Raw genomic sequence first — 25653 nt, 5'->3', positions numbered from 1 at the left:
TGTCTTCAGCCAAGGTACCCACCGTGAGCGCGAACAACCCGCTTTTGCAGTCCTACGACCTGCCGCCGTTCTCGGCGATCCGTGCCGAGCACGTACAGCCGGCCATCGAACAGATCCTCGCTGACAACCGCGTTGCCATCGAAGGCATCCTGCAAAGCCAGGGGAAAAATCCGACGTGGGCCGGCCTGGTCCTGGCCATGGACGAACTGAACGACCGCCTGGGCGCCGCCTGGAGCCCGGTCAGCCACCTCAACGCCGTGTGCAACAGTGCCGAATTGCGTGAGGCCTATGAAAGCTGCCTGCCGGCGTTGAGCGCCTATTCCACCGAGATGGGCCAGAACCGTGAACTGTTCCAGGCCTTCGAAGCCCTGGCCAACAGCCCGGAAGCCGCCGGTTTCGACGTGGCGCAAAAAACCATTCTGGAACACTCCCTGCGCGACTTCCGCCTGTCGGGTATCGACTTGCCGCTGGAGCAGCAAAAACGCTACGCCGAAGTGCAGAGCAAACTGTCCGAGCTGGGCAGCAAGTTCTCCAACCAGTTGCTGGACGCGACCCAGGCCTGGACCAAGCACGTTACCGAGGAAGCCACCCTCGCTGGCCTGACCGAGTCGGCCAAGGCCCAGATGGCTGCCGCTGCCCAATCCAAAGATCTGGATGGCTGGCTGATCACCCTGGAATTTCCGAGCTACTACGCGGTAATGACCTACGCCCACGACCGGGCCCTGCGCGAAGAAGTCTACGCGGCCTACTGCACCCGTGCGTCGGACCAAGGCCCGAATGCCGGTCAGAACGATAACGGCCCAGTGATGGAACAGATCCTCGACCTGCGTCAGGAACTGGCCAAGCTGTTGGGCTATGCGTCCTTCTCCGAACTGAGCCTGGCCACCAAGATGGCCGAGTCCAGCGACCAGGTGCTGAGCTTCCTGCGCGACCTGGCCAAGCGCAGCAAGCCGTTTGCCGCCCAGGACCTGCAACAGCTCAAGGCTTACGCCGCCGAACAAGGCTGCGCCGACCTGCAAAGCTGGGACAGCGGTTTCTACGGCGAAAAACTCCGTGAGCAGCGCTACAGCGTGTCCCAGGAAGCGCTGCGCGCCTACTTCCCCATCGACAAAGTGCTCGGCGGCCTGTTTGCCATCGTGCAACGCCTGTACGGCATCGAGATTGCCGAACTGAAAGGCTTCGACACCTGGCACCCGGATGTGCGCCTGTTTGAAATCAAGGAAAACGGCCAGCACGTCGGCCGCTTCTTCTTTGATCTGTACGCCCGCGCCAACAAGCGTGGCGGTGCCTGGATGGACGGTGCGCGCGACCGCCGTCGCACCATTGATGGTGTACTGCAAAGCCCGGTGGCCAACCTGGTGTGCAACTTCACCCCGGCCGACAGCGGCAAGCCTGCGCTGCTGACCCACGACGAAGTGACGACGCTGTTCCACGAATTCGGCCACGGCCTGCACCACCTGCTGACCCGCGTTGAACATGCCGGTGTGTCCGGTATCAACGGCGTGGCGTGGGATGCGGTGGAGTTGCCGAGCCAGTTCATGGAGAACTGGTGCTGGGAGCCGGAAGGCCTGGCGCTGATCTCCGGTCACTATGAAAGCGGCGAGCCGCTGCCCCAGGACCTGCTGGAAAAAATGCTCGCGGCGAAAAACTTCCAGTCCGGCCTGATGATGGTGCGCCAGTTGGAATTCTCGCTGTTCGACTTTGAACTGCACGCCACCCACGGCGACGGCCGCAGCGTGGCCCAGGTGCTGGAAGGCGTGCGCGATGAGGTCTCGGTGATGCGTCCGCCGGCCTACAACCGTTTCCCCAACAGCTTTGCGCACATTTTCGCCGGCGGTTATGCGGCGGGGTACTACAGCTACAAGTGGGCCGAAGTGCTGTCGGCCGATGCCTTCTCCAAGTTTGAAGAAGAAGGTGTATTGAATGCCGAGACCGGCCGCGCCTTCCGCGAGGCGATCCTGGCCCGTGGCGGTTCCCAGGAACCGATGGTGTTGTTCGTCGATTTCCGCGGACGGGCGCCGTCGATTGACGCACTCTTGCGCCACAGCGGCCTGAGTGAGGACGCGGCAGCATGAGTGAAGGGCCTGTGATCACCAAAAAGCAATTTATCGCCGGGGCGGTTTGCCCGGCGTGCAGCGAGCCGGACAAGTTGAAGATGTGGACCGAAGACAGCGTGCCGCACCGTGAGTGTGTGGCCTGCGGTTATACCGACACGTTGAATGACCAAGGTCTGTCAGTGCCCAAGGAATTGGGCACGCGGGTCAATACGTCGGCGTTGAAAGCGCCGGCTGACCCGAAGGTGCAGGCGGTGCAGTTTTTCCCCAATCCCAAGCTGAAAAAAGACTAGAGGCCCTACGAGGGTCAATGTGTGGGCGCGGGCTTGCTCGCGAGAGCGGTGGTGTGTCAGTCAGGGATAATCGACTGAGCCATGGCTTTCGCGAGTAAGCCCGCGCCCACATTTTTTTCCCGCATTTATTCGACTTAGGTCGCTGAATTGATTCCCCTCATTCTTAGCCTGCTATCATTTGTAACCTTTGATTGCCAAGTTGCTCTGCAGAAGCGGCTGGCAAACCCGTGACCACATGATGAGGTGCACCCATGTCTGATCAAGATCAAGACAACCCCCGGCGTGACTTTTTGCGCAAATCCTTGACCTTGATCCCGGTGGTCACGGTTGCCAGTACAGGCCTTGGCGGCTCGATGCTGATGGCCACGCCCGAGCCGGCGCAGGCCGCTCCAGCCAAGCCTGCCGCCAGCGAAAAAGCCTACGAGCCAAGTTACTTCACGGCCGAAGAGTGGGCGTTTATCAACGCCGCCGTGGCGCAGTTGATTCCTGCTGATGCCCAAGGCCCTGGCGCCCTGGAAGCCGGCGCACCGGAATATATCGACCGCCAGATGAACACCCCGTACGCCAGTGGCGCCCTGTGGTTTATGCAAGGTCCGTTTAACGCCGATGCGCCGCCCGAGATGGGCTGGCAGAGCAAACTGGTGCCCAAGGACATCTATCGCCTGGGTATCGCCGCGACGGACGCGTGGTCGAAAGCGTTCAACGGTAAAGCTTTTGCTGCGCAAGACAGCGCTACCCGAGACGATATGTTGCGTCGCCTGGAGGCTGGCGGCAGTGAAGTGGCCGCGCATTTCGACGCGGTGCCGCCGAAGATTTTCTTCAACTTGCTGCTGCAAAACACCAAGGAAGGGTTCTTCTGCGACCCGATCCACGGTGGCAACAAAGGCATGGTCGGCTGGACCATGATCGGCTTCCCCGGCGCCCGCGCCGATTTCATGGACTGGGTTGAACGCAACGAGCAATACCCCTTCCCGGCAGTTTCCATCCGCGGCGAGAGGGCATAAACGTGGCGACCATCATGAAGAAAGTGGACGCGGTGATTGTCGGCTTCGGCTGGACCGGCGCGATCATGGCCAAGGAGCTGACGGAAGCCGGCCTCAACGTGGTAGCGCTAGAGCGCGGCCCGATGCAGGACACTTACCCGGACGGCAACTATCCCCAGGTCATCGACGAACTGACCTACAGCGTGCGTAAAAAACTCTTCCAGGACATCTCCAAGGAGACGGTGACCATTCGCCACAGCGTGAATGACGTCGCTCTGCCCAACCGCCAGTTGGGCGCGTTCCTGCCGGGCAATGGCGTCGGTGGTGCGGGCCTGCACTGGTCGGGTGTGCACTTTCGTGTCGATCCGATCGAGCTGCGCATGCGCAGCCATTACGAAGAGCGCTACGGCAAAAACTTCATTCCCAAGGACATGACCATCCAGGACTTCGGCGTCAGCTATGAAGAGCTGGAACCGTTTTTCGACTACGCCGAAAAGGTCTTCGGCACTTCCGGCCAGGCCTGGACCGTCAAAGGCCAGTTGGTCGGTGAAGGCCGTGGCGGCAACCCGTATGCGCCGGATCGCTCCAACCCGTTCCCCTTGGAATCGCAGAAAAACACCGTCTCCGCACAGCTGTTTCAGAAAGCCGCTGCCGAGGTCGGTTACAAACCCTACAACTTGCCGTCGGCGAACACCTCGGGGCCGTACACCAACCCCTATGGCGCGCAGATGGGCCCGTGCAACTTCTGCGGCTTTTGCAGCGGTTACGTGTGCTACATGTATTCCAAGGCGTCGCCGAACGTGAACATCTTGCCGGCGCTGCGCCAAGTGCCGAACTTCGAGTTGCGGCCCAATTCCCACGTGCTCAAGGTCAACCTCGACAGCACCAAGAGCAAGGCCACGGGCGTGACTTACATCGACGCCCAGGGCCGCGAATGCGAGCAACCAGCGGACCTGGTGATTCTTGGCGCGTTCCAGTTCCACAACGTGCGCTTGATGCTGCTGTCGGGCATCGGCAAGCCTTACGACCCGATCACCAATGAGGGCGTGGTGGGCCGCAACTTTGCCTACCAGAACATGGCCACCATCAAGGCGTTCTTCGACAAGGACACCCACACCAACAACTTCATCGGTGCTGGCGGCAATGGCGTGGCCATCGATGACTTCAACGCGGACAACTTCGACCACGGGCCCCATGGCTTTGTGGGGGGCTCGCCGATGTGGGTCAACCAGGCCGGCAGCCGACCGATTGCCGGCACGTCCAACCCGCCGGGTACCCCGACTTGGGGCAGCGCGTGGAAGCGCGCCACTGCCGATTACTACACCCACCAGGTATCGATGGATGCCCACGGTGCGCATCAATCCTACCGGGGCAACTACCTGGATCTGGACCCGGTGTATCGCGATGCCTACGGTCAGCCGTTGCTGCGGATGACATTCGACTGGCAGGAAAACGACATCAAGATGAACCGCTTCATGGTCGAGAAAATGGGCAAGGTCGCCGAGGCGATGAACCCCAAGGCCATTGCCGTGCTCGGCAAAAAGGTCGGTGAGCACTTCAACACGGCGTCGTACCAGACCACCCACCTCAACGGTGGCGCGATCATGGGCACCGATCCCAAGACCAGTGCGTTGAACCGTTACCTGCAATGCTGGGATGTACACAACGTGTTTGTCCCCGGCGCGTCCGCTTTCCCACAAGGCTTGGGCTACAACCCTACCGGCCTGGTGGCAGCGTTGACCTATTGGTCGGCCCGCGCGATCCGCGAGCAGTACCTGAAAAACCCCGGCCCACTGGTTCAGGCATAAGGAGCGATGACCATGAAAGCATTTGTTATCGCCTCTCTGGCGCTGTTCAGCAGTTGCTCGGTAAGCGCTGCCGAAACCGACCTGATCAAGCAGGGCGAATACCTGGCCCGCGCCGGTGACTGCGTGGCCTGCCACACCGCCAAGGGCGGCAAGCCGTTCGCCGGCGGCTTGCCGATGGAAACGCCGATTGGCGTGATCTATTCCACCAACATCACCCCGGACAAGAGCGGCCTGGGCGACTACAGCTTCGAGGACTTCGACAAGGCCGTGCGCCATGGCGTCGCCAAGAGCGGTAGTACCCTTTACCCGGCCATGCCCTACCCGTCTTACGCTCGCGTCAGCGATAGCGATATGCAGGCGTTGTATGCGTACTTCATGAAGGGTGTGGAGCCGGTGGCCCAGGACAACAAGGCCAGTGATATTCCATGGCCGTTGAGCATGCGCTGGCCGTTGGCCGCGTGGCGCTGGATGTTTGCGCCTGAGGTTGCGAACCGACAGGTGGCCGAGGCCGATCCGGTGATCAGCCGTGGCGCGTACTTGGTGGAGGGGCTCGGCCACTGCGGCGCCTGCCACACGCCACGGGCCCTGACGATGCAGGAAAAAGCCTTGAGTGCCAGCGAGGGCAGCGCGTTCCTGTCCGGCAGCGCGCCGCTGGAAGGCTGGATCGCCAAAAGCCTGCGCGGCGACCACAAGGATGGCCTCGGCAGCTGGAGTGAGGAGCAACTGGTGCAATTCCTCAAGACCGGTCGCAGCGACCGTAGCGCGGTGTTTGGCGGCATGAGCGATGTGGTCGTCCACAGCATGCAGTACATGTCGGAAAATGACCTGACGGCTATCGCCCGTTACCTCAAGAGCCTGCCGGCGGTCGATCCCAAGGATCAGCCGCACCAGTACGACAAGCAGGTCGCTGAGGCCCTGTGGAAAGGCGACGACAGCCAGCGCGGCGCGTCGGTGTACATCGACAACTGCGCCGCTTGCCACCGCACCGACGGCCATGGCTATACGCGGGTGTTCCCGGCCCTGGCCGGCAACCCGGTGTTGCAGACGGCGGACGCCACCTCGTTGATCAACATTGTGTTGAATGGCGGCACCTTGCCGGCTACCCACGCGGCACCGTCCACCTTCACCATGCCGGCGTTCGCCTGGCGCCTGTCGGACCAGGAGGTGGCGGATGTCGTCAGCTTTATCCGTGGCAGCTGGGGTAACCAAGGCGCGCCGGTGAAAGCCGGCGACGTGGCGAGCTTGCGCGAAAAGCACTGATGTTTCCCTGACCGCCAAACGGCACTGGTCAGAAACCTCGCGCCTCGATACTGTATATAAAAACAGTATAGAGGCGTTTTTATGTCTACTCCGCTGCCGCCCCGTGGCCGGGGCACGGCCACCAACCTGCATAACCGCTTTGCGCCCACCGTCAGCGTGGCCGAGGACGACGGCTGGTATCAGGAAGTGCCGCCGACCCAGGGCACCGAAGTGCGTATCGAAACGGCCAAGACCATCATCACCCGTAACAACTCCCCGGACTTGCCGTTTGATCGCTCGATCAACCCCTATCGCGGCTGCGAGCACGGCTGCATCTACTGTTATGCGCGGCCCAGCCATGCCTATTGGGACATGTCGCCGGGGCTGGATTTCGAGACCAAATTGATCGCCAAGAGCAACGCCGCCGAGGTGCTGGAGCAGCAACTATCGAAGCCGGGTTATGTGTGTGCGCCGATCAACCTGGGGTCCAACACCGACCCTTATCAGCCCATCGAGCGCGAGTACCGCATCACCCGGCAAACCCTTGAGGTGCTGCTGCGCTACCGGCACCCGGTGACCATCATCACCAAGGGCTCGCTGATCCTGCGCGATCTCGATTTGCTCGCGGAGTTGGCGCGCCAGCGGCTGGTGGCCGTGATGGTCAGCCTCACCAGCCTGGATGACGAACTCAAGCGCATCCTGGAACCGCGTACGGCGGCGCCCAAGGCGCGGTTGCGGGCGATTCGGGTGATGCGCGAGGCGGGTATCCCGGTGGGCGTGTTGTGTTCGCCGATGATCCCGATGATCAACGACAGCGAACTGGAAAGCCTGCTCACCGAAGCCCATGCTGCCGGCGCGCAAAGTGCGGCGTACATGATGCTGCGCCTGCCGCTGGAGGTGGCGCCGTTGTTCGAGGAGTGGCTGGCGGCGCATTACCCGCAGCGCGCGGCCCATGTGATGAGCCTAGTGCGCCAGGTACGCGGTGGTGAGGTGTATGACAGCCGGTTCGGCGTGCGCATGCGCGGCGAGGGGCCTTTTGCGGATTTGCTGGCCCAGCGTTTCAACAAGGCGATCAAACGCCTGGGACTCAACCGTCGGGAAGGGTTTAATCTGGATTGCACGGCGTTCTGTCCGCCAGGCAGGCAGATGGCGTTGTTGTAGACTGTTGAGGAAGGGTGCGCATTTTCTGTAGGGATGGTCTCACTTTGATATCACTGAAACCCGCGTTCTAGAGCGGTTCATTCAGTTTGAGTTAAGTTTCGACGGCTACCTTGTCCAGCGAGTGACTGATGAGTCGGCGGCCTGGTTTTTGGCGTTTGCAACGATTGCACTGGCCTGGCGTCGAACGCACTTGAATACTCCCCTGCATTAACCAAGAGGATGAATCATGAGTGATAAGGATAAACAGCCGTTGGCTGCGTCGGCTTCAGCCCCTGAGGTGGCGGAAACCGCCGATGCAGCGCTAAAGCATATCGTTGACGGCTTTTTGCATTTCCATCACGACGTCTTCCCCCAGCAGGAAGAACTCTTCAAGAAACTCGCCACGGCCCAGAGCCCACGGGCGATGTTCATTACCTGCGCCGATTCGCGCATCGTCCCCGAGCTGATTACCCAGAGTTCGCCGGGCGACCTGTTCGTGACCCGTAACGTCGGTAACGTGGTGCCGCCCTACGGTCAGATGAACGGCGGTGTTTCCACGGCCATCGAGTACGCGGTGCTCGCCCTGGGCGTACAGCACATCATTGTCTGCGGGCACTCCGACTGTGGTGCGATGCGCGCGGTGCTCAACCCCGACAGCCTGGAAAAAATGCCAACGGTAAAGGCCTGGCTGCGGCACGCCGAGGTCGCCAAGACCATGGTCCATGACAACTGCGACTGCGCCAATGAAAGCGAAAGCATGAAGGTGCTGACCGAAGAAAACGTCATCGCCCAGTTGCAACACTTGCGCACCCACCCTTCCGTGGCTTCGCGCATGGCCAATGGTCATTTGTTTATCCACGGCTGGATCTACAACATCGAGACCAGCGAAATCCGCGCCTACGATGCCGATCAGTCCACGTTCAGACCCTTGAACGGCGAAGGGCCAATCCCTTGCGCGACGCCTAAAGCGCGCTTCTAAAACACTTCCCTGCCGGGTAATGCGGTGGCTGCCATGGATGCAGCCAGGTATTACCGCGCCCGGCGAATGCCTCGGGAGAGTCATCATGCGTGCTGCTCAATTGAAAGCTGTATTGCCACGGGAGCTGCTCGCCTCGGTGGTTGTGTTTCTGGTCGCCCTGCCCTTGTGCATGGGCATTGCGATTGCTTCCGGCATGCCGCCGGCCAAGGGTTTGATCACCGGGATCATCGGTGGCCTGGTCGTCGGGTGGCTGGCGGGTTCGCCGCTGCAAGTCAGCGGCCCGGCGGCAGGCTTGGCGGTGTTGGTGTTTGAGTTGGTACGCCAACACGGAATGATGATGCTGGGGCCGATCCTGCTGCTGGCGGGCTTCCTGCAACTGGTGGCTGGGCGTCTGCGCCTGGGCTGCTGGTTCCGCGTAACGGCGCCGGCGGTGGTGTATGGCATGTTGGCAGGCATTGGCGTGCTGATTGTGCTGTCGCAGATCCATGTGATGCTCGACGGTGTGCCCAAGCCTTCGGGGTTGGATAACTTGGCGGGGTTCCCGGCGGCCGTGGCGCAGGCTATTCCCAGCCTGGGTTGGCAGGCGGGCTTGCTCGGGTTGTCGACGATGCTGGTGATGTATGTGTGGGATAAGCTTCGCCCGAAAACCCTGCGCTTTGTACCTGGTGCGTTGCTGGGAGTGGGCCTGACCACGCTGGTCAGCCTGATGCTGGCGTTGCAGGTCAAGCGTGTGGAAGTCCCGGAAAACCTCGCGGACGCCATCGATTGGCTGCGCCCCAGCGACCTCTTGAACCTGGCCGATCCTCAGCTGTTGATCGCGGCATTCGCCGTGGCCTTTATCGCCAGCGCCGAGACCTTGCTCTCCGCCGCCGCGGTGGACCGTATGCACAACGGCCAGCGTTCGGATTTCGACAAGGAATTGTCCGCGCAAGGCGTCGGCAATATGTTGTGCGGCCTGGTCGGCGCCCTGCCGATGACCGGCGTGATCGTGCGCAGCTCCGCCAATGTTCAAGCCGGTGCGACCACGCGTTTATCGGCGATGTTCCACGGGCTGTGGCTGTTGGCATTCGTGTTGTTGCTGTCGAGTGTGCTGCAAAGCATTCCGGTGGCGAGCCTGGCGGGCGTGCTGGTGTACACCGGGATCAAGCTGGTGGACATCAAGGCATTCAAAGCGTTGGGACGTTATGGGCGCATGCCGATGTTCACCTATGCGGCGACGGCGCTGGCGATCATCTTTACCGACCTGCTGACCGGTGTGCTGGTGGGCTTCGGACTCACGCTGGTGAAGCTGGCATTCAAGGCTTCGCGCTTGAAGGTGAGCCTGATCGACCTGCCCCAGGACGGTGAAATGGAACTGCGCTTGAGTGGTGCGGCGACCTTCCTGAAAGTGCCGGCGTTGACCCGGGTGCTGTCGACGGTGCCGGCGGGGACGACCGTGCATGTGCCGCTGAACAACCTGAGCTACATCGACCATTCCTGCCTGGAGTTGCTGGAGGAATGGGGGCGGGCCAATGCGGCGAAGGGCTCGAAGCTGGTGATCGAGGCGCGTGGGTTGAAGCGCCGGTTGGAAGGCCGGGTGCGGATGACGACGGGGATAGGCTCGGCAGCAGTCTGATGATCGTTCCCACGCTCTGCGTGGGAATGCCGCCCTGGACGCTCTGCGTCTGCTCTTGAAAGAGTGGCGCGGAGCGCCACAGGATGCGTTCCCACGCGGAGCGTGGGAACGATCAAGAATCAGGCCGGTTGATCCAGCGCCAACTCCACACCCAGTTGGCGCGACAGGCACGGCCAGCGCTTCCACGCCGCTTCCGTGTCCGGGCTCTTGAGCGTTTCGCGATAAGCCTCCACCGATTCCAGCGCAAAGCTGTCTTCGTTGAGCATCTCATCAACCGCCAGATGCACAGCCTCATCCAGGCTGTTGGCAAATTCTTCGCCGATCAGCTGGTGCGCAATCAGGTTGGCCACGGTGGTGTCCGCCGGGATCAACGGTTGGCCGAAATGCTTGATATACAGATCGTTTACTTCTTCCACCAGGCGATGGGCCAGGTAGGCCTCGTCCAGCAGGCCATCGAGGCCGATATGCCCGGCGAGGATCGCGGGCGGCTGCAGGAAGAATTGCTCGGCGATTTTCAGCACCGGCTTGATCTGGCTTTCGATTCCGGCCTCGCGGGCCACGTCGTTGGCGGCGTCGAGCAAGTCCGGGACGAGGTCGATATAAGCGGTCACGAAGCGCGTCATGACAATGTTGCGATCACCGTCAGCCAGAGAGATGGCCGAATGCAGGTGCGGCAATTGGGTTTCCAGTTGCTGGGCCAGCTGGCCCGTGCTGGCTTCGTGTTGATGGGCACGGGAAATCTGCTCGCGCAATGCGGCGGTGTTCATGAAGGCTCCAGTGATGCAGGCGTAGGAAAAGGGAGAGGATAAGGTAGCTCGTTTATACGAGCGCCTCAGACGCATTTGTCATAATTATTTCATGGTTATGCGCCTGCGTTATATCGAAATGCCATCGTTCGTCGGATAAACGATTCCGCCCCCGGGGTTATTGGCTCCGCCCGTCTGTTTTCGCTGATTTGTCCCCACACATTGCGGGGTTGCAGGTGCTGTCTATACTCGGTTTTGTAAGCAATTAGCTGATGACGCCAGACTGCATAAGCAGGTGAGGCTAAGCGGTTGTAAGCAGTATGGAAGCCGCTCCCTTCGACGCAGGTGCAAACCGGCGGGATAACAAGAACGATAAGGGGAACCCGCATGACGCGACATCCACACGTTTGGATGGGCCTTCTGTTGTGGTCGGTATTCGGCCAGGCGCACGCCGCCTGGACCACGAATATGGCGCCAGGGGCGACTGAAGTCAGCCACGCTGTGTTTGACCTGCACATGACCATTTTCTGGATCTGTGTGGTGATCGGCATCATCGTGTTTGGCGCGATGTTCTGGTCGATGATCCTGCATCGCCGGTCCACGGGCCAGGTAGCGGCCAAGTTCCACGAGAGCACCACCGTGGAGATCCTCTGGACCGTGGTGCCCTTGCTGATCCTCGTCGCGATGGCCGTTCCGGCGACCAAGACCCTGATCAATATCTACGACAGCAGTGAGTCGGATATCGATATCCAGGTCACCGGCTACCAGTGGAAGTGGCACTACAAATACCTGGGCCAGGATGTGGAGTTCTTCAGCAACCTGGCCACCCCCGCCGAGCAGATCCATAACCAGGCGACCAAGGGCGAGCACTACCTGCTGGAGGTCGATCAGCCGCTGGTATTGCCGGTGGGCGCCAAAGTGCGCTTCCTGGTGACCGCCGCCGACGTGATCCACTCCTGGTGGGTGCCGGCCTTTGCGGTCAAGCGCGACGCCATCCCCGGCTTCGTCAACGAGGCCTGGACCCGCGTCGAGAAGCCCGGCATCTACCGTGGCCAATGCGCCGAGCTGTGTGGCAAGGATCACGGCTTCATGCCGATCGTGGTCGAGGTCAAGTCCAAGGCCGACTACGAGACCTGGCTGGCCGAGCGCAAAGACGAAGCCGCCAAGCTCAAGGAACTGACCTCCAAAGAGTGGACGCTGGAAGAGCTGGTGGCCCGTGGCGACAAGGTTTACCACACCACCTGCGTGGCCTGTCACCAGGCCGAAGGCCAGGGCCTGCCGCCGATGTTCCCGGCGCTCAAGGGCTCGAAAGTCGCCACCGGCCCTGCGGCTGACCACCTGAGCATCGTTTACCACGGCAAGCCCGGTACCGCGATGGCGGCCTTTGGCAAGCAGCTCTCGGAAGTGGATATCGCCGCCGTTGTCACCTACGAGCGCAACGCCTGGGGCAACAACAAAGGCGACATGGTCACGCCCAAAGACGTGCTGGCCATCAAGCAGGCGGAAAGCAAATGACTGACTTCAGAGCGTCCAACTCGACCGGCCCCGCCCACTCGCCTGCAGGAGAACGGCCATGAGCACTGTGATCGATGACCATGGTCACGCCGACCACGCCCACGGCCCCGCCAAAGGCCTGATGCGTTGGGTGCTGACCACCAACCACAAAGACATCGGCACGATGTACCTGTGGTTCGCCTTCGCCATGTTTCTGCTCGGCGGTTCGTTCGCCATGGTGATCCGTGCCGAACTGTTCCAGCCCGGCCTGCAGATCGTCGAGCCGGCGTTCTTCAACCAGATGACCACCATGCACGGCCTGATCATGGTGTTCGGCGCGGTGATGCCGGCGTTCGTCGGCCTGGCCAACTGGATGATCCCGCTGATGATCGGCGCGCCGGACATGGCCCTGCCGCGCATGAACAACTTCAGCTTCTGGCTGCTGCCGGCGGCCTTCCTGCTGCTGGTCTCGACCCTGTTCAGCCCCGGCGGTGGGCCGAATTTCGGCTGGACCTTCTACGCCCCGCTCTCCACCACCTATGCGCCGGAAAGCGTAACGTTCTTTATCTTCGCCATTCACCTGATGGGCATCAGTTCGATCATGGGTGCGATCAACGTGGTCGCCACCATCCTCAACCTGCGCGCGCCGGGCATGACCCTGATGAAAATGCCGCTGTTCGTGTGGACCTGGCTGATCACCGCGTTCCTGTTGATTGCGGTGATGCCGGTGCTGGCGGGTTGCGTGACCATGATGCTGATGGACATCCACTTCGGCACCAGCTTCTTCAGCGCGGCCGGTGGCGGTGACCCGGTGCTGTTCCAGCATGTGTTCTGGTTCTTCGGCCACCCCGAGGTGTACATCATGATCCTGCCGGCGTTTGGCGCCGTCAGCTCGATCATCCCGACCTTCTCGCGCAAGCCGTTGTTCGGCTATACCTCGATGGTGTACGCCACGGCGAGCATCGCGTTCCTGTCGTTCATCGTGTGGGCGCACCATATGTTCGTGGTGGGCATTCCGTTGGTGGGCGAGTTGTTCTTCATGTACGCGACCTTGCTGATCGCCGTGCCGACGGGGGTGAAGGTGTTCAACTGGGTCAGCACCATGTGGCAAGGCTCGCTGACCTTCGAGACGCCGATGCTGTTTGCCGTGGCCTTTGTGATCCTGTTCACCATCGGCGGCTTCTCCGGGTTGATGCTGGCGATTGCCCCGGCAGACTTCCAGTACCACGACACCTACTTTGTGGTGGCGCACTTCCATTACGTACTGGTGCCCGGCGCGATCTTCGGCATCTTCGCCTCGGCCTACTACTGGCTGCCGAAATGGACCGGCCACATGTACGACGAAACCCTGGGCAAGCTGCACTTCTGGCTGTCTTTCGTGGGCATGAACATGGCGTTCTTCCCGATGCACTTTGTGGGATTGGCGGGTATGCCGCGGCGGGTGCCGGACTACAACCTGCAGTTCGCCGACTTCAACATGGTGTCGTCGATTGGCGCGTTCATGTTCGGTGCCACGCAGATCTTCTTCCTGTTTATCGTGATCAAGTGCATCCGTGGCGGCCCACCGGCACCGGCCAAACCGTGGGATGGCGCTGAAGGGCTGGAGTGGAGCGTGCCTTCGCCGGCGCCGTACCACACCTTCACCACGCCGCCGGAGGTCAAATGAACACTCCGCTCGCCAAGCCACCGCAAATCCCCTGTGGGAGCGGGCTTGCTCGCGAAGGCGGTGTGTCAGTCGCCACATGTAGTGCCTGGCAAACCGCATTCGCGAGCAAGCCCGCTCCCACATTGACCGCGTTCACTTTGGGAGGGCGTCATGGCTGAGTCCGTGCCAATCAGGCGGCTGGTCACCCGCCTGCTGATCCTGGTCGCCGCCATGTTCGCCTTCGGCTTCGCCCTGGTGCCGATCTACGACGTGATGTGCAAGGCGTTCGGCATCAACGGCAAGACCGCCGGGCAGTACGAAGGCTCGCAGGTGGTGGACTCATCACGGCAGGTGCGCGTGCAATTCCTGTCCACCAATGCCATCGACATGGTCTGGGAGTTTCACGCCAAGGCCGATGAGGTGGTGGTCAACCCCGGTGCGGTCACCGAGATGCTGTTCGTGGCCTACAACCCCACGGACAAGGCCATGACCGCCCAGGCCGTGCCGAGCATTTCACCGGCGGAAGCGGCGATGTACTTCCACAAGACCGAATGTTTTTGCTTTACCCAGCAGGTGTTGCAGCCGGGCCAGCGCATCGAGATGCCGGTGCGTTTTATCGTCGATCGCGACATGCCCAAGGATGTGAAGCATTTGACCCTGGCGTACACGCTGTTTGATATCACTGCGCGCCAACCGCCGGTGGCCGTCCACAGCGGCGGCTAGCTACTGTTTGCCCCCTCAATCAGGAGAGCGAATACATGTCGTCTCATGATACGTACTACGTACCAGCGCAAAGCAAATGGCCAATAATTGCCACGGTTGGCATGCTGGTCACGGTGTACGGCCTGGCCGTGTGGTTCAACGATCTCAAGGCCGCGCGCCCGGAATCCCACGGCCCGTGGATCTTTTTCGTCGGCGGGCTGTTGCTGGCCTACATGTTGTTTGGCTGGTTCGGCGCGGTGATCAAGGAAAGCCGCGCCGGTTTGTACAGTCCGCAGATGGACCGCTCGTTCCGGTGGGGCATGACCTGGTTCATCTTTTCCGAGGTGATGTTCTTTATCGCATTCTTCGGTGCGCTGTTTTATGTACGGCACATGTCGGCGCCGTGGCTGGCGGGCGAGGGCTCAAAAGGCATCGCGCACATGCTGTGGCCGAACTTCGAGTTTGCCTGGCCGTTGCTCAACAACCCTGATCCAAAACTGTACCCCGCGCCGGAAGGAACGATCAGCCCGTGGGGCCTGCCGCTGGTCAATACCATCTTGCTGGTGAGTTCCAGCGTGACCATCACCATTGCTCACCACGCGTTGCGCAAAGGTCATCGCGGTGCGCTGAAGATCTGGCTGGCGATCACCGTGCTGCTGGGGTTGGCGTTTCTCGGGTTCCAAGCCGAGGAATACATCCACGCCTATAAAGAGCTGGGCCTGACCTTGGGCTCGGGCGTGTACGGCGCGACGTTCTTCATGCTCACCGGTTTCCACGGCGCCCACGTGACCATCGGTACGATCATTCTGTTTGTGATGCTGATGCGCATCCTCAAGGGGCACTTCAATGCCGAGCACCAGTTCGGCTTCGAAGCGGCGAGCTGGTATTGGCACTTTGTGGATGTGGTGTGGATCGGCCTGTTTTTCTTCGTCTATGTGCTGTGAGGCGATTTACCACGGCGCGTGAGACACCAGCTGGCCGCTGAAAAAGCCCCAGGTGATCAGCGCCAGGGTGATGACGGCGAACACGACACGCACGGTCAAGGCAGTGACGAGGCGATTGGAGTTGCCCTCGTCCTTGACCAGAAAGAACAAGCCACTGAACAGGCTCACAACGGTCGCGATCAGCATCAGGGCAATAGCGGCTTTGAGCATGGTCGGGCTCCAATGGGATGGGCGGGCAATGAAAACAAGTATAGCCAGCGCCATGAAATGCTTTCGCCCCGGGATCGCGCCGACACTGGTGGTGTTGGTGCTGCTGCCCTTGATGGTGGGCCTGGGGTTCTGGCAACTGTCTCGCGGCCATGAAAAGCAGCTGCTGGTGGACAGTTACGCCGAGCGGCGCGTGGCGGAGCCGATCAGCGGCGCGCAACTCAACGACATGCCGGACCCGGCCTTTCGCCGCGTGCGCTTGCGCGGCCAATTTGACGCCGAACACAGCGTGCTGCTCGACAACCGCATGCGCGACGGCAAGGCCGGCGTAGAGCTGCTGCAACCCTTTCACGACCAGGCCAGCGGCCTCTGGCTGTTGCTCAATCGCGGCTGGCTGCCCTGGCCAGACCGACGCACCCCGCCCGCCTTCACCACCCCGGCTACGCCGGTGAATCTCGACGCCTGGGTGTATGTCGCCCCCGGCGAAACCTTCCAGCTGCATGCCGACCCGGCGACCGCGCAATGGCCGCGCCTGCTGACCGCCTTGCACTCTGGCGCGCTGTGGGCGGAACTGGGTCGCAGCGGCTTTGCCTACGAGCTGCGCGCCGAAGCCGGCCCCGGCACGTACGACACCACGTGGGCCGTGGTCGCCATGGGGCCGGAAAAACATCTCGCCTACGCCGTGCAATGGTTCGCCATGGCCCTGGCGTTGCTCGCGCTGTACCTCTACCTCGGCTGGCACAACACAAAGGAGAAGTCCCATGGGAGCGGCCATGAATCCACTCAACATGTCTGAGGCGCAGGACCGGCGCAAAGGCCGCTGGCAGCTGATCCTGATCCTGATGATGGTGATCGGGCCGATGGTGCTGGCCACGTTCATGTACAAATTGCAGTTCTGGGTGCCGGACAGCCGCAGCTACCACGGCGCGATGATCGGCAACGGCCAGACCCGCGCCGACATCGGCGTGCAGGCCGATGAAGAGCGCTGGCAGCTATTGGTCACCGCGCCCGCCGCCTGCGCTGCCGACTGCCAGCAACTGGTGTACCTGGCGCGCCAACTGCAAATCGGCCTGGGGCGTGATGCGTCCCGCGCCAGCCATGCCTTGGCCAGTGTGCAGCCGGTGGGCGCTGAGTACGAGGCCAAGCTGAAGGCCGAATATCCACAACTGCAACGCTACCCGCTGGACCTGCCGACGTTCCGCAAGGACGCCGCCGCGCCGGGCGATGCGCAGCTATGGATCGTCGATCCCCACGGCAACCTGGTGTTGCGCTACGACGCCACGGTCAAGGGCAAGGACTTGCTCAACGACCTGCGCCACCTGCTGAAACTGTCGAATATCGGATAAGGGCATCGTCATGGCCAAACCTGGATTTCGCCTCGCGCTGTTTGCCACCTTGCTGGCGTTGATCGTCGTGTTGCTCGGCGCCTATACCCGCCTGACCCACGCCGGCCTCGGTTGCCCGGACTGGCCGGGTTGCTACGGCTTTATCAGCGTGCCGCAAAGCGAAACCCAACTGGCCCATGCCGAATTGCACTTCCCCGACACACCGGTGGAGGCGGACAAGGGCTGGAGCGAGATGATTCATCGCTACTTCGCCGGCTCCTTGGGGTTGTTGATCGCGTTGCTGGCCGCCCGCTCGTGGAGCCATCGCCGTGACCCAGGCCAACCGGTGAAACTGCCGCTGTTCCTGTTGGCGGTGGTGATTGCCCAAGCCGCATTTGGCATGTGGACGGTGACGTTGAAGCTGTGGCCGCAGGTGGTGACCGGGCATCTGCTGGGCGGTTTTGCCACCTTGAGCCTGCTGTTTCTGCTGACGCTGCGCCTGTCCGGCGTGCTGCCCGCGCTGATCGTGCCCAAGCGTCTGCAATACTGGGCGACGGCCGGGCTTGTGCTGGTGATCGGGCAGATTGCGCTGGGCGGCTGGGTCAGCTCCAACTATGCGGCGGTGGCCTGCATCGATCTGCCGACCTGTCATGGCGAGTGGTGGCCGGCGGCGGACTTTGCCAATGGCTTTCACCTGACCCAGCACATCGGGCCCAACTATTTGGGCGGGCAACTGGACAGCGAGGCGCGCACGGCGATTCACCTGACCCATCGCCTGGGCGCGGTGGTGGTTTCGCTGGTGTTGCTGGGCCTGGCCTGGCAACTGCACGCCGTGGGCATGAGCCGTTTGGCCGGCCTGCTGCTGATCGCCCTGGGTGCGCAAATCTGCCTGGGCTTGAGCAATGTGTATTTCCACCTGCCGCTGCCGGTGGCGGTCGGGCATAACGCCGGCGGCGCGGTGTTGCTGCTGACGCTGGTGCTGGTCAACTACCACGCCCGTACCAGCCTGGTGCGGGTGCGCAATCAGCTGCCGTTCGGTTGGCGTTTTATCCCGCGCAAACACGTCTCGGGCCTCATCACCCTTAAAGGAGAGATGCCATGGCGGCCTTGATCGGCGCGCGTCAACACCAGGCGATCTGGCGTGACTATTTGGAGCTGACCAAGCCGAAAGTGGTGGTGCTGATGCTCGTCACCTCGCTGGTGGGCATGTTCCTCGCCACCCGCGCCGGCGTGCCGTGGACGGTGCTGGTGTTTGGCAACCTGGGGATTGCCCTGTGTGCTGGCGGTGCGGCGGCGGTCAACCATGTGGTGGACCGGCGCATCGATGCGGTGATGGCGCGTACCCATAAGCGGCCGTTGGCAGAAGGGCGCGTGTCGCCGCTGGCGGCGTTGATTTTTGCGTTGTTGCTGGCGGTTGCAGGGTTGGCCCTGTTGCTGGTGTTCACCAACCCGTTGGCGGCGTGGCTGACCTTGGCTTCGCTATTGGGTTATGCGGTGATCTACACCGGCTTTCTCAAGCGTGCGACGCCGCAGAACATCGTCATCGGCGGCCTCGCGGGTGCTGCGCCGCCGCTGTTGGGCTGGGTTGCCGTCACCGGCCATATCAGCGCTGAGCCTTTGCTGCTGGTGCTGATCATCTTCGCCTGGACCCCGCCGCACTTCTGGGCCCTGGCCATCCATCGCAAGGCGGAATACGCCAAGGCCGACATTCCGATGCTGCCGGTCACCCATGGCGAGCACTACACCAAGGTGCATATCCTGCTGTACACCTTCACCTTGCTGGCGGTGAGCCTGATGCCCTTTGTCATTCACATGAGCGGCGTGCTCTATCTGGCGTGTGCCCTCTTATTGGGCGCGCGCTTTCTGCAATGGGCCCTGGTGTTGTACCGTGGCGCTCAGCCGCACGCGGCGATCAACACCTTCAAGTACTCTATCTGGTACCTGCTGCTGCTGTTTATCGCCCTGCTCGTCGACCATTACCTACTGTTGAGCCTATGACCCGTACTCAAAAAACCGTCTTTATCCTGGTGGCCATTGTCGCGTTGATCATGGGCCTGACCGTCAACAAAGTACTCAGTGGCAAAGGCCAGGGCGACCCTACTGCGCTGATTGACGCCGGCATTATCCTGCTGCCGCAAAGCCGCCAGCTGCCGCCAGTGACCATGACCAATCAGGAAGGCCAGCCGGTGCTGGTCAATGAGTTGAAGGGCAAGTGGAGCCTGCTGTTCTTCGGCTACACCTTCTGCCCGGACATCTGCCCGACCACCCTCGCCCAGCTGCGCCAGATCAAGAGCGAGCTGCCCAAGGAGGCGGTGGACAAGTTGCAGGTGATCCTGGTCAGCGTGGACCCGAACCGCGACACGCCGACTCAGCTCAAGCAATACCTGGGCTACTTCGATCCGCAGTTTGTTGGCCTGACCGGCGCGAATGTGGAGGAGGTGCAGAAGGTCTCGAATGCGGTGAGCATCCCGTTCATTCCGGCGGATACCAGCAAGCCGAACTACACGGTGGACCACAGCGGCAACCTGGCGCTGATCGGGCCGGATGGGACCCAGCGCGGGTTTATTCGGGCGCCGTTGAATAACCAGAAGCTAATCGCGCAACTGCCTGGCCTGTTGCAGCGCAAGTAACCAGCAACGCAAAACAAATGTGGGAGCGGGCTTGCTCGCGAATGCGGTGTATCAGTTACGAATCTATCGACTGACACTCAGCTTTCGCGAGCAAGCCCGCTCCCACATTTTTTGATCTCCGGTGTTTGGGAGATAGGGTTACATCAGAACGCCGGCTTGATCGCGCCTTTGTACTTCTCTTCGATGAATTTCTTCACTTCCGGCGTGTGCAGGGCTGCAACCACCTTCTTCACCGCGTCCGAATCCTTGTTGTCTTCGCGGGTCACCAGGATGTTCACGTAAGGCGAGTCGCTGCCTTCGATGACCAGGGCGTCCTTGGATGGGTCCAGCTTGGCTTCCAGGGCGTAGTTGGTGTTGATCAGCGCCAGGTCAACCTGGGTCAGGACGCGCGGCAGGGTGGCGGCTTCCAGCTCGCGGAACTTCAGTTTCTTGCTGTTACCGGTGATGTCCTTGATGGTCGACAGGATGTTGGTCGGGTCCTTCAGGGTGATCAGGTTGTGCTTGGCCAGCAGCAGCAGCGCGCGGCCGCCGTTGGTGGCGTCGTTCGGGATCACCACGTTGGCGCCGTCCGGCAGTTCGGCGAGGGTCTTGTACTTGCTGGAGTAAGCGCCCAGGGGTTCCAGGTGCACGGCGCCAACGCTCACCAGGTGCGTGCCCTTGGCCTTGTTGAACTCATCCAGGTACGGCTGGTGCTGGAAGAAGTTGGCGTCCAGGCGCTTTTCTGCGACCTGTACGTTTGGCTGCACGTAGTCGGTGAAGACTTTGACCTGCAAGTCCACGCCTTCTTTGGCCAGGGCCGGTTTCACGAATTCGAGGATTTCTGCGTGCGGCACCGGCGAGGCAGCGACCGTGATGGTCTCGGCGTGGGCGGAAAACGCAGCAACGGCGGCGAAAGCAACCAGTAGTTTTTTCATCCAGCAAGCTCCTTGTTCGGGCATGTGCCGGCTTCTGGCCGGCAATGGCCGTTATTTTCGAGAAAAGTGCACCACCAGCTTGTCGCCGACGGTTTGCAGAATTTGCACCAGGATCAACAGCATCACCACGGTGACCACCATCACGTCAGTCTGGAAACGCTGGTAACCGAAACGGATCGCCAGGTCGCCCAGGCCACCGGCGCCGACCACGCCGGCCATCGCCGTGTAGGAAACCAGTGTAATTGCCGTCACCGTAATCGCCGCAAAAATGCCGGGGCGTGCTTCGGGCAGCAAGGCGTTGGTGATGATCTGGCGCGTCGTGGCGCCCATCGACTGGGTGGCTTCGATGATGCCGCGGTCCACTTCACGCAGGGCGGTTTCCACCAGGCGCGCGAAGAACGGCGTCGCACCGACCACCAGCGGCGGAATGGCACCGGCCACGCCCAGCGACGTGCCGGTGATCAGCACGGTGAACGGGATCATCACGATCAGCAGGATGATGAACGGCAGCGAACGCAGGATGTTCACGATCAGCGACAGCAGCGCGTACAGGCCTTTCTGTTCGAACAGTTGGCGCGGGCTGCACAGGAACAGCAGTACGCCCAGGGGCAGGCCGAGCAGTACGGTAAAGAACAGCGAACCGAACAGCATGATCATGGTGTCGCCGGTGGCGAGCCAGATTTCCGCCCAGTCGATATTGGCGAAGAAACTCAACAGGACTTCCATTAGCGCAGGACCTCCATGTGGACGTCTGCGGCGGTGAAGCGCGCAAACGCGGCGTCCATATCGCCGCCGGTGACGGCGAGGGTCAATTGCCCGTAGGGGATGTCTTTGATGCGGTCGATACGACCGGCGAGGATGCTGTAGTCCACACCCGTTTCACGGGCGACGGTGCCCAGCAGCGGCGCGTAGGTCGCGTCGCCCTGGAACGTCAGGCGCACGATGCGGCCGGGGACGTGGGCGAAGTCATCGCGCTGCTCGTTTTCATCGACCTGTTCGGACTCTTGCACGAAACGCTTGGTGGTCGGGTGCTTGGGGTGCAGGAACACGTCGGCCACCGAGCCTTGCTCGACGATGACGCCGGCGTCCATCACGGCCACCTGGTCGCAGACGCGGCGGATCACGTCCATTTCATGGGTGATCAGCACGATGGTCAGTTTCAGCTCGCGGTTGATCTCGGCCAGCAGTTGCAGGACCGACGCGGTGGTTTGCGGGTCGAGGGCGCTGGTGGCCTCGTCGCACAGCAGAATCTTCGGCTTGGTGGCCAGGGCGCGGGCGATGCCGACGCGCTGTTTCTGGCCGCCGGACAATTGCGCCGGGTACTTCTTGGCGTGATCCGACAGGCCAACACGGGCCAGCAGCTCGGCGACGCGCAGATCGATTTGCTTGCGTGACAGTTCGCCGGCCAGAGTCAGTGGCAGCGCCACGTTGTCGGCAACGGTCTTGGACGCGAGCAGGTTGAAGTGCTGGAAGATCATCCCGACCTGCTGGCGGAAACGGCGCAGGCCGTTGGCGTCCAGGGCGGTGACTTCTTCACCATCGACAGCGATCTGACCGCCGCTAGGTTGCTCCAGGCGATTGATCAGACGCAAAAGGGTACTTTTTCCCGCACCGGAGTGGCCGATCAAGCCAAACACCTGGCCGTTCTCGACGCGCAGGCTGGTGGGGTGCAGCGCGGGGATTTCCTTACCGGCGACGCGGTAGGTTTTATGGACGTTATGAAACTCGATCACGTAGCGAACCTTGTGGGGCGCATGGAAAAGGGATCAGCGGTTAGCCGGGCGCGCATTTTAGCCTGTCCGTATAGTCTTTCTTAGCATTTCTTTTGCATTCATCCAGCGATTTGGCAATAACGCGATCAAAGGTCATAAAAAAGGAACGGTGCAAAACCGTGTCAGTCACTACTTAAGCAGCGCGATGTCCCGGGTGCCGTGCCTGGGCCTGAATAAGGAGTTTTGACTGATGAGTACGAAAAAGCCAAAGAGCGAACTCGCCGGAACCGACACCCTGGACCGTAAGAACACTAACGCCAAGTTGCAGGCCTTGGAGGAATTCCGCTCCGACGCCACCGGCCAGGCCCTGCGCACTAACCAAGGCGTAAAGATTTCCGACAACCAGAACAGCTTGAAGGTCGGTGCCCGCGGGCCTTCGCTGCTCGAAGATTTCATCATGCGTGAAAAGATCACGCATTTTGACCATGAGCGCATTCCAGAGCGCATCGTGCATGCGCGGGGCACCGGTGCCCATGGTTACTTCCAGACCTATGAAAACCATGCGGCGCTGACCAAGGCCGGGTTTCTGCGGGATCCGGGGCATAAAACCCCGGTATTCCTGCGTTTTTCCACCGTGCAGGGCCCCCGTGGCTCCGGTGATACGGTGCGCGACGTACGGGGTTTTGCCGTGAAGTTCTTTACCGACGAAGGTAACTTCGACCTGGTCGGCAACAACATGCCGGTGTTTTTCATCCAGGACGCGATCAAGTTTCCTGATTTTGTCCACGCGGTAAAACCTGAGCCCCACAACGAGATTCCTACGGGCGGTTCGGCCCACGATACCTTCTGGGACTTTGTGTCGCTGCAGCCGGAATCGGCGCACATGGTGATTTGGGCAATGTCCGACCGGGCGATTCCTAAAAGCCTGCGAGCCATGCAGGGTTTTGGGGTACACACCTTTCGCTTTATTAACGCCGAAGGAACGTCCAACTTCGTTAAATTCCACTGGCGTCCTACGGCCGGCACCTGCTCGCTGGTGTGGGACGAAGCGCAAAAGCTCGCGGGTAAAGATACCGACTACCACCGCCGCGATCTTTGGGAAGCGATTGAGATGGGCGATTACCCCGAGTGGGAATTGGGCGTGCAGGTGATTCCCGAGGACAAGGAGCATGCGTTCGACTTCGATATTCTCGACCCGACCAAGCTGATCCCCGAAGAACTGGTACCGATCACGCCGCTGGGCAAGATGGTGCTGAATCGCAACCCGGATAACTTTTTCGCTGAAGTCGAGCAGGTCGCCTTCTGCCCAGGCCATATCGTGCCGGGCATCGACTTCTCCAATGACCCGTTGTTGCAGGGCCGTCTGTTTTCCTACACCGACACACAAATCAGCCGACTCGGTGGGCCGAACTTTCATGAATTGCCGATCAACCGACCAGTTGTGCCGTTTCATAACGGCCAGCGCGATGCCATGCACCGCACGGTGATCGACAAGGGGCGTGCTGCGTACGAGCCCAACTCGATTGATGGCGGCTGGCCGAAAGAAACGCCAGCGTCGGCGCAAGACGGTGGTTTTGAGTCTTACTACGAGCGTATCGATGCCCGGAAGGTGCGTGAGCGTAGCGAATCGTTTGGTGACCATTTCTCCCAGGCTCGGCTGTTTTTTCGCAGCATGAGCAAGCACGAACAAGAGCACATCATCGCGGCTTACAGCTTTGAGCTGGGTAAGGTGGAGCGTGAGCACATCCGTGTGCGCCAGGTGAATGAGATCCTCGCCAACATCGACCTGGAGTTGGCCAAGCGTGTGGCGCAGAACCTGGGCTTGCCGGCGCCGAAGAAAGGCACAGTGCCGGAGCGCAAGACATCGTTGGCGCGCTCACCGGCCTTGAGCCAGGCGAACCTGCTGTCGGGTGACATCAAGACGCGCAAAGTGGCGATCCTGGCCGCGAATGGCGTGGACGGTGCTGCAATCGACGCCTTGAAAAAAGTGCTGAAGGCCGAAGGCGCCCACGCCAAATTGCTCGGGCCGACCTCGGCACCGGTCACCACGGCGGATGGCAAGAGTTTGCCGGTGGATGCGTCCATGGAGGGCTTGCCGTCGGTGGCGTTCGACGCGGTGTTTGTGCCCGGCGGCGCCAAGTCGGTGAAGGCGTTGAGCGAAGATGGCGTGGCGCTGCATTACCTGCTGGAGGCTTACAAGCATTTGAAAGCGATTGCGGTAGTGGGCGAGGCCAAGCAGTTGCTTGAGCTGTTGAAGCTGGAGGCGGATGCGGGGTTGATCGTTGGCGGGGATGCCAAGGCATTGAAGGCGTTTGTGGCGGCGATTGCCCAACATCGGGTCTGGGATCGGGAGCCGAAGGCCAAGGCGATTCCGGCTTAAGTCATGGGTTGTTAGTTGGATCGCTATCGCAGGCAAGCCAGCTCCCACACTTGAATGTATTCACAATTCAACATGTGGGAGCTGGCTTGCCTGCGATGGCGTCATTGCGCCTTGCGCGGAATCAACACAACCTGCGCCGGGATCTTCTTCAGGATCTGCCGGTGCAGCTTCAGGTCATATGCCGAATCGATGCGCTTGACTCGCTTGGTCAGCAGCGTGGCCAACCATGGATAGTCTTCGGTGCGCGGCACCTGGATGCTCACATCACATTGGTAATTCACCACATCGGTGGCGATCGCATCCAGTTGGTGGCGAAGTTCTTCAATATCGCGCAGGTTCAACGCCACGGTGGTGCTTTCGGCCGTCGGGTCGATGACCTTGGCCACCGGCTTGGCTTCGGCGGCTTTCAGGGCGGCTTCGGCCTGGTCCAGTTCGGCCTTGCGGGCGTGGCTGATGGCGCTGTTCACGCCGCCAGTCAACGCCGGGGCCTTGGGCATCAGTGCGCGGGCGCGGCTGAGGGCAGTGGCGGCGGCGTTGACGTCGCCTTTTTGCAGCACGATCTGGCTACGCTGCAGGTAGGCTTCGGCCAATTGGCGCTGGTACGGCTCCAGCGCGGGATCGTTGGGCGACTGGGCTTGCAGCGCGGCCAACTGGTCTTCGGCGGTGGCCAACTCACTGCTGGCGAGGTTTTGCTCCAGCTGTGCGATGGCCGTAGCGCGTGCGTCCGGGGCCTGGACGGCGGCGGGCGGTGTGCTTTGACAGGCGCCCAGCAGCAGGGAAAATGCGGCAAGGAGCAGATAACGGGAGGTGAACGGCTTCATTCCTGCGACTCTCTATTTGCGC

The 25653-nt window shown here is 61.3% G+C and carries 24 protein-coding genes; 18 read left to right on the top strand and 6 right to left on the bottom strand.

The annotated features are described in order from the left end of the window. Positions 1-23: 23 nt before the first annotated feature. The 8 genes from prlC (at position 24) to ACZRMO_RS05340 (ending at position 10111) form a co-directional block, all read left to right on the top strand. The gene (gene prlC / locus ACZRMO_RS05375) at positions 24-2075 is read left to right on the top strand and encodes an oligopeptidase A (RefSeq protein ID WP_463972167.1); all 2052 of its coding nucleotides are present in this window, start codon (positions 24-26) and stop codon (positions 2073-2075) included. Next, positions 2072-2347, top strand: coding sequence for a YheV family putative zinc ribbon protein (locus ACZRMO_RS05370; RefSeq protein ID WP_017528719.1), 276 nt, complete (start codon positions 2072-2074; stop codon positions 2345-2347). Before prlC ends, ACZRMO_RS05370 begins: the two co-directional genes overlap by 4 nt. Positions 2348-2598: 251 nt before the next feature. Next, a complete protein-coding gene (locus ACZRMO_RS05365) occupies positions 2599-3351 on the top strand; it encodes a gluconate 2-dehydrogenase subunit 3 family protein (protein ID WP_305432014.1) in 753 nt (250 codons plus the stop codon). Positions 3352-3353: 2 nt separating this feature from the next. After that, complete coding sequence (locus ACZRMO_RS05360) at positions 3354-5138, top strand: GMC family oxidoreductase (RefSeq protein WP_463972166.1); 1785 nt, start codon at positions 3354-3356, stop codon at positions 5136-5138. A 12-nt stretch (positions 5139-5150) separates the two neighbouring features. Then, positions 5151-6398 carry a c-type cytochrome gene (locus ACZRMO_RS05355; protein ID WP_463972165.1) on the top strand — a complete coding sequence of 416 codons (1248 nt, stop codon included), beginning with the start codon at positions 5151-5153 and terminating at the stop codon, positions 6396-6398. An 81-nt stretch (positions 6399-6479) separates the two neighbouring features. Further along, entirely contained in the window at positions 6480-7538 is a 1059-nt protein-coding gene (locus tag ACZRMO_RS05350; protein ID WP_463972164.1) for a PA0069 family radical SAM protein, read from the top strand. Between the two features lie 226 nt (positions 7539-7764). Beyond that, complete coding sequence (locus ACZRMO_RS05345; RefSeq protein WP_124527067.1) at positions 7765-8496, top strand: carbonic anhydrase; 732 nt, start codon at positions 7765-7767, stop codon at positions 8494-8496. Positions 8497-8581: 85 nt separating this feature from the next. Then, entirely contained in the window at positions 8582-10111 is a 1530-nt protein-coding gene (locus ACZRMO_RS05340) for a SulP family inorganic anion transporter (RefSeq protein WP_463972163.1), read from the top strand. A 119-nt stretch (positions 10112-10230) separates the two neighbouring features. Here the strand turns inward: ACZRMO_RS05340 and ACZRMO_RS05335 are convergent, their stop codons facing one another. Beyond that, positions 10231-10878: a hypothetical protein gene (locus ACZRMO_RS05335; RefSeq protein ID WP_463972162.1), complete on the bottom strand. Its 648-nt coding sequence runs from the start codon at positions 10876-10878 to the stop codon at positions 10231-10233. Between the two features lie 366 nt (positions 10879-11244). Here ACZRMO_RS05335 and coxB point away from each other — a divergent pair, with 366 nt between their 5' ends. The 4 genes from coxB (at position 11245) to ACZRMO_RS05315 (ending at position 15642) form a co-directional block, all read left to right on the top strand. Next, entirely contained in the window at positions 11245-12372 is a 1128-nt protein-coding gene (gene coxB / locus ACZRMO_RS05330; RefSeq protein WP_463972161.1) for a cytochrome c oxidase subunit II, read from the top strand. Positions 12373-12430: 58 nt separating this feature from the next. Continuing rightward, entirely contained in the window at positions 12431-14017 is a 1587-nt protein-coding gene (ctaD, locus tag ACZRMO_RS05325; protein ID WP_105521415.1) for a cytochrome c oxidase subunit I, read from the top strand. A 150-nt stretch (positions 14018-14167) separates the two neighbouring features. After that, positions 14168-14719, top strand: coding sequence for a cytochrome c oxidase assembly protein (locus ACZRMO_RS05320; protein WP_463972160.1), 552 nt, complete (start codon positions 14168-14170; stop codon positions 14717-14719). Between the two features lie 35 nt (positions 14720-14754). Continuing rightward, a complete protein-coding gene (locus ACZRMO_RS05315) occupies positions 14755-15642 on the top strand; it encodes a cytochrome c oxidase subunit 3 (RefSeq protein ID WP_124527072.1) in 888 nt (295 codons plus the stop codon). A 6-nt stretch (positions 15643-15648) separates the two neighbouring features. Here ACZRMO_RS05315 and ACZRMO_RS05310 read toward each other — a convergent pair whose 3' ends face one another. Then, a complete protein-coding gene (locus ACZRMO_RS05310) occupies positions 15649-15852 on the bottom strand; it encodes a twin transmembrane helix small protein (protein WP_017734707.1) in 204 nt (67 codons plus the stop codon). A 28-nt stretch (positions 15853-15880) separates the two neighbouring features. On the opposite strand from ACZRMO_RS05310, the gene ACZRMO_RS05305 reads away from it, so the two are divergent. Genes ACZRMO_RS05305 through ACZRMO_RS05285 form a run of 5 tightly spaced genes read left to right on the top strand, consistent with a single transcriptional unit; the run spans position 15881 to position 19804 of the window. Further along, positions 15881-16645, top strand: a complete 765-nt coding sequence (locus ACZRMO_RS05305; protein ID WP_463972159.1) for an SURF1 family protein — start codon at positions 15881-15883, stop codon at positions 16643-16645. Continuing rightward, a complete protein-coding gene (locus ACZRMO_RS05300) occupies positions 16611-17195 on the top strand; it encodes a hypothetical protein (RefSeq protein WP_463972158.1) in 585 nt (194 codons plus the stop codon). Before ACZRMO_RS05305 ends, ACZRMO_RS05300 begins: the two co-directional genes overlap by 35 nt. Positions 17196-17205: 10 nt before the next feature. Further along, a complete protein-coding gene (locus ACZRMO_RS05295; protein ID WP_463972157.1) occupies positions 17206-18285 on the top strand; it encodes a COX15/CtaA family protein in 1080 nt (359 codons plus the stop codon). After that, complete coding sequence (cyoE, locus tag ACZRMO_RS05290) at positions 18273-19172, top strand: heme o synthase (protein WP_463972156.1); 900 nt, start codon at positions 18273-18275, stop codon at positions 19170-19172. Before ACZRMO_RS05295 ends, cyoE begins: the two co-directional genes overlap by 13 nt. Beyond that, positions 19169-19804 (top strand): SCO family protein, encoded by a 636-nt coding sequence (locus ACZRMO_RS05285; RefSeq protein WP_124527077.1) that lies wholly within the window; start codon positions 19169-19171, stop codon positions 19802-19804. The genes cyoE and ACZRMO_RS05285 overlap by 4 nt, the downstream gene beginning before the upstream one ends. Positions 19805-19947: 143 nt before the next feature. Here the strand turns inward: ACZRMO_RS05285 and ACZRMO_RS05280 are convergent, their stop codons facing one another. Genes ACZRMO_RS05280 through ACZRMO_RS05270 form a run of 3 tightly spaced genes read right to left on the bottom strand, consistent with a single transcriptional unit; the run spans position 19948 to position 22451 of the window. After that, a complete protein-coding gene (locus tag ACZRMO_RS05280; RefSeq protein ID WP_463972155.1) occupies positions 19948-20718 on the bottom strand; it encodes a MetQ/NlpA family ABC transporter substrate-binding protein in 771 nt (256 codons plus the stop codon). Positions 20719-20769: 51 nt separating this feature from the next. Beyond that, positions 20770-21444: a methionine ABC transporter permease gene (locus tag ACZRMO_RS05275; RefSeq protein WP_463972154.1), complete on the bottom strand. Its 675-nt coding sequence runs from the start codon at positions 21442-21444 to the stop codon at positions 20770-20772. Next, positions 21444-22451 carry a methionine ABC transporter ATP-binding protein gene (locus tag ACZRMO_RS05270; RefSeq protein ID WP_463972153.1) on the bottom strand — a complete coding sequence of 336 codons (1008 nt, stop codon included), beginning with the start codon at positions 22449-22451 and terminating at the stop codon, positions 21444-21446. The genes ACZRMO_RS05275 and ACZRMO_RS05270 overlap by 1 nt, the downstream gene beginning before the upstream one ends. 229 nt (positions 22452-22680) lie before the next feature. Here ACZRMO_RS05270 and katE point away from each other — a divergent pair, with 229 nt between their 5' ends. Next, positions 22681-24810, top strand: coding sequence for a catalase HPII (gene katE, locus ACZRMO_RS05265; RefSeq protein WP_463972152.1), 2130 nt, complete (start codon positions 22681-22683; stop codon positions 24808-24810). A 101-nt stretch (positions 24811-24911) separates the two neighbouring features. Here katE and ACZRMO_RS05260 read toward each other — a convergent pair whose 3' ends face one another. Continuing rightward, the gene (locus ACZRMO_RS05260; RefSeq protein WP_207045660.1) at positions 24912-25631 is read right to left on the bottom strand and encodes a PA5502 family lipoprotein; all 720 of its coding nucleotides are present in this window, start codon (positions 25629-25631) and stop codon (positions 24912-24914) included. Positions 25632-25653 lie beyond the last annotated feature (22 nt).

This window comes from Pseudomonas sp. B611 (assembly GCF_055407965.1).
Note: the sequence above shows the minus strand (reverse complement) of the source record. Positions and strands in the feature narration are given on the sequence as shown.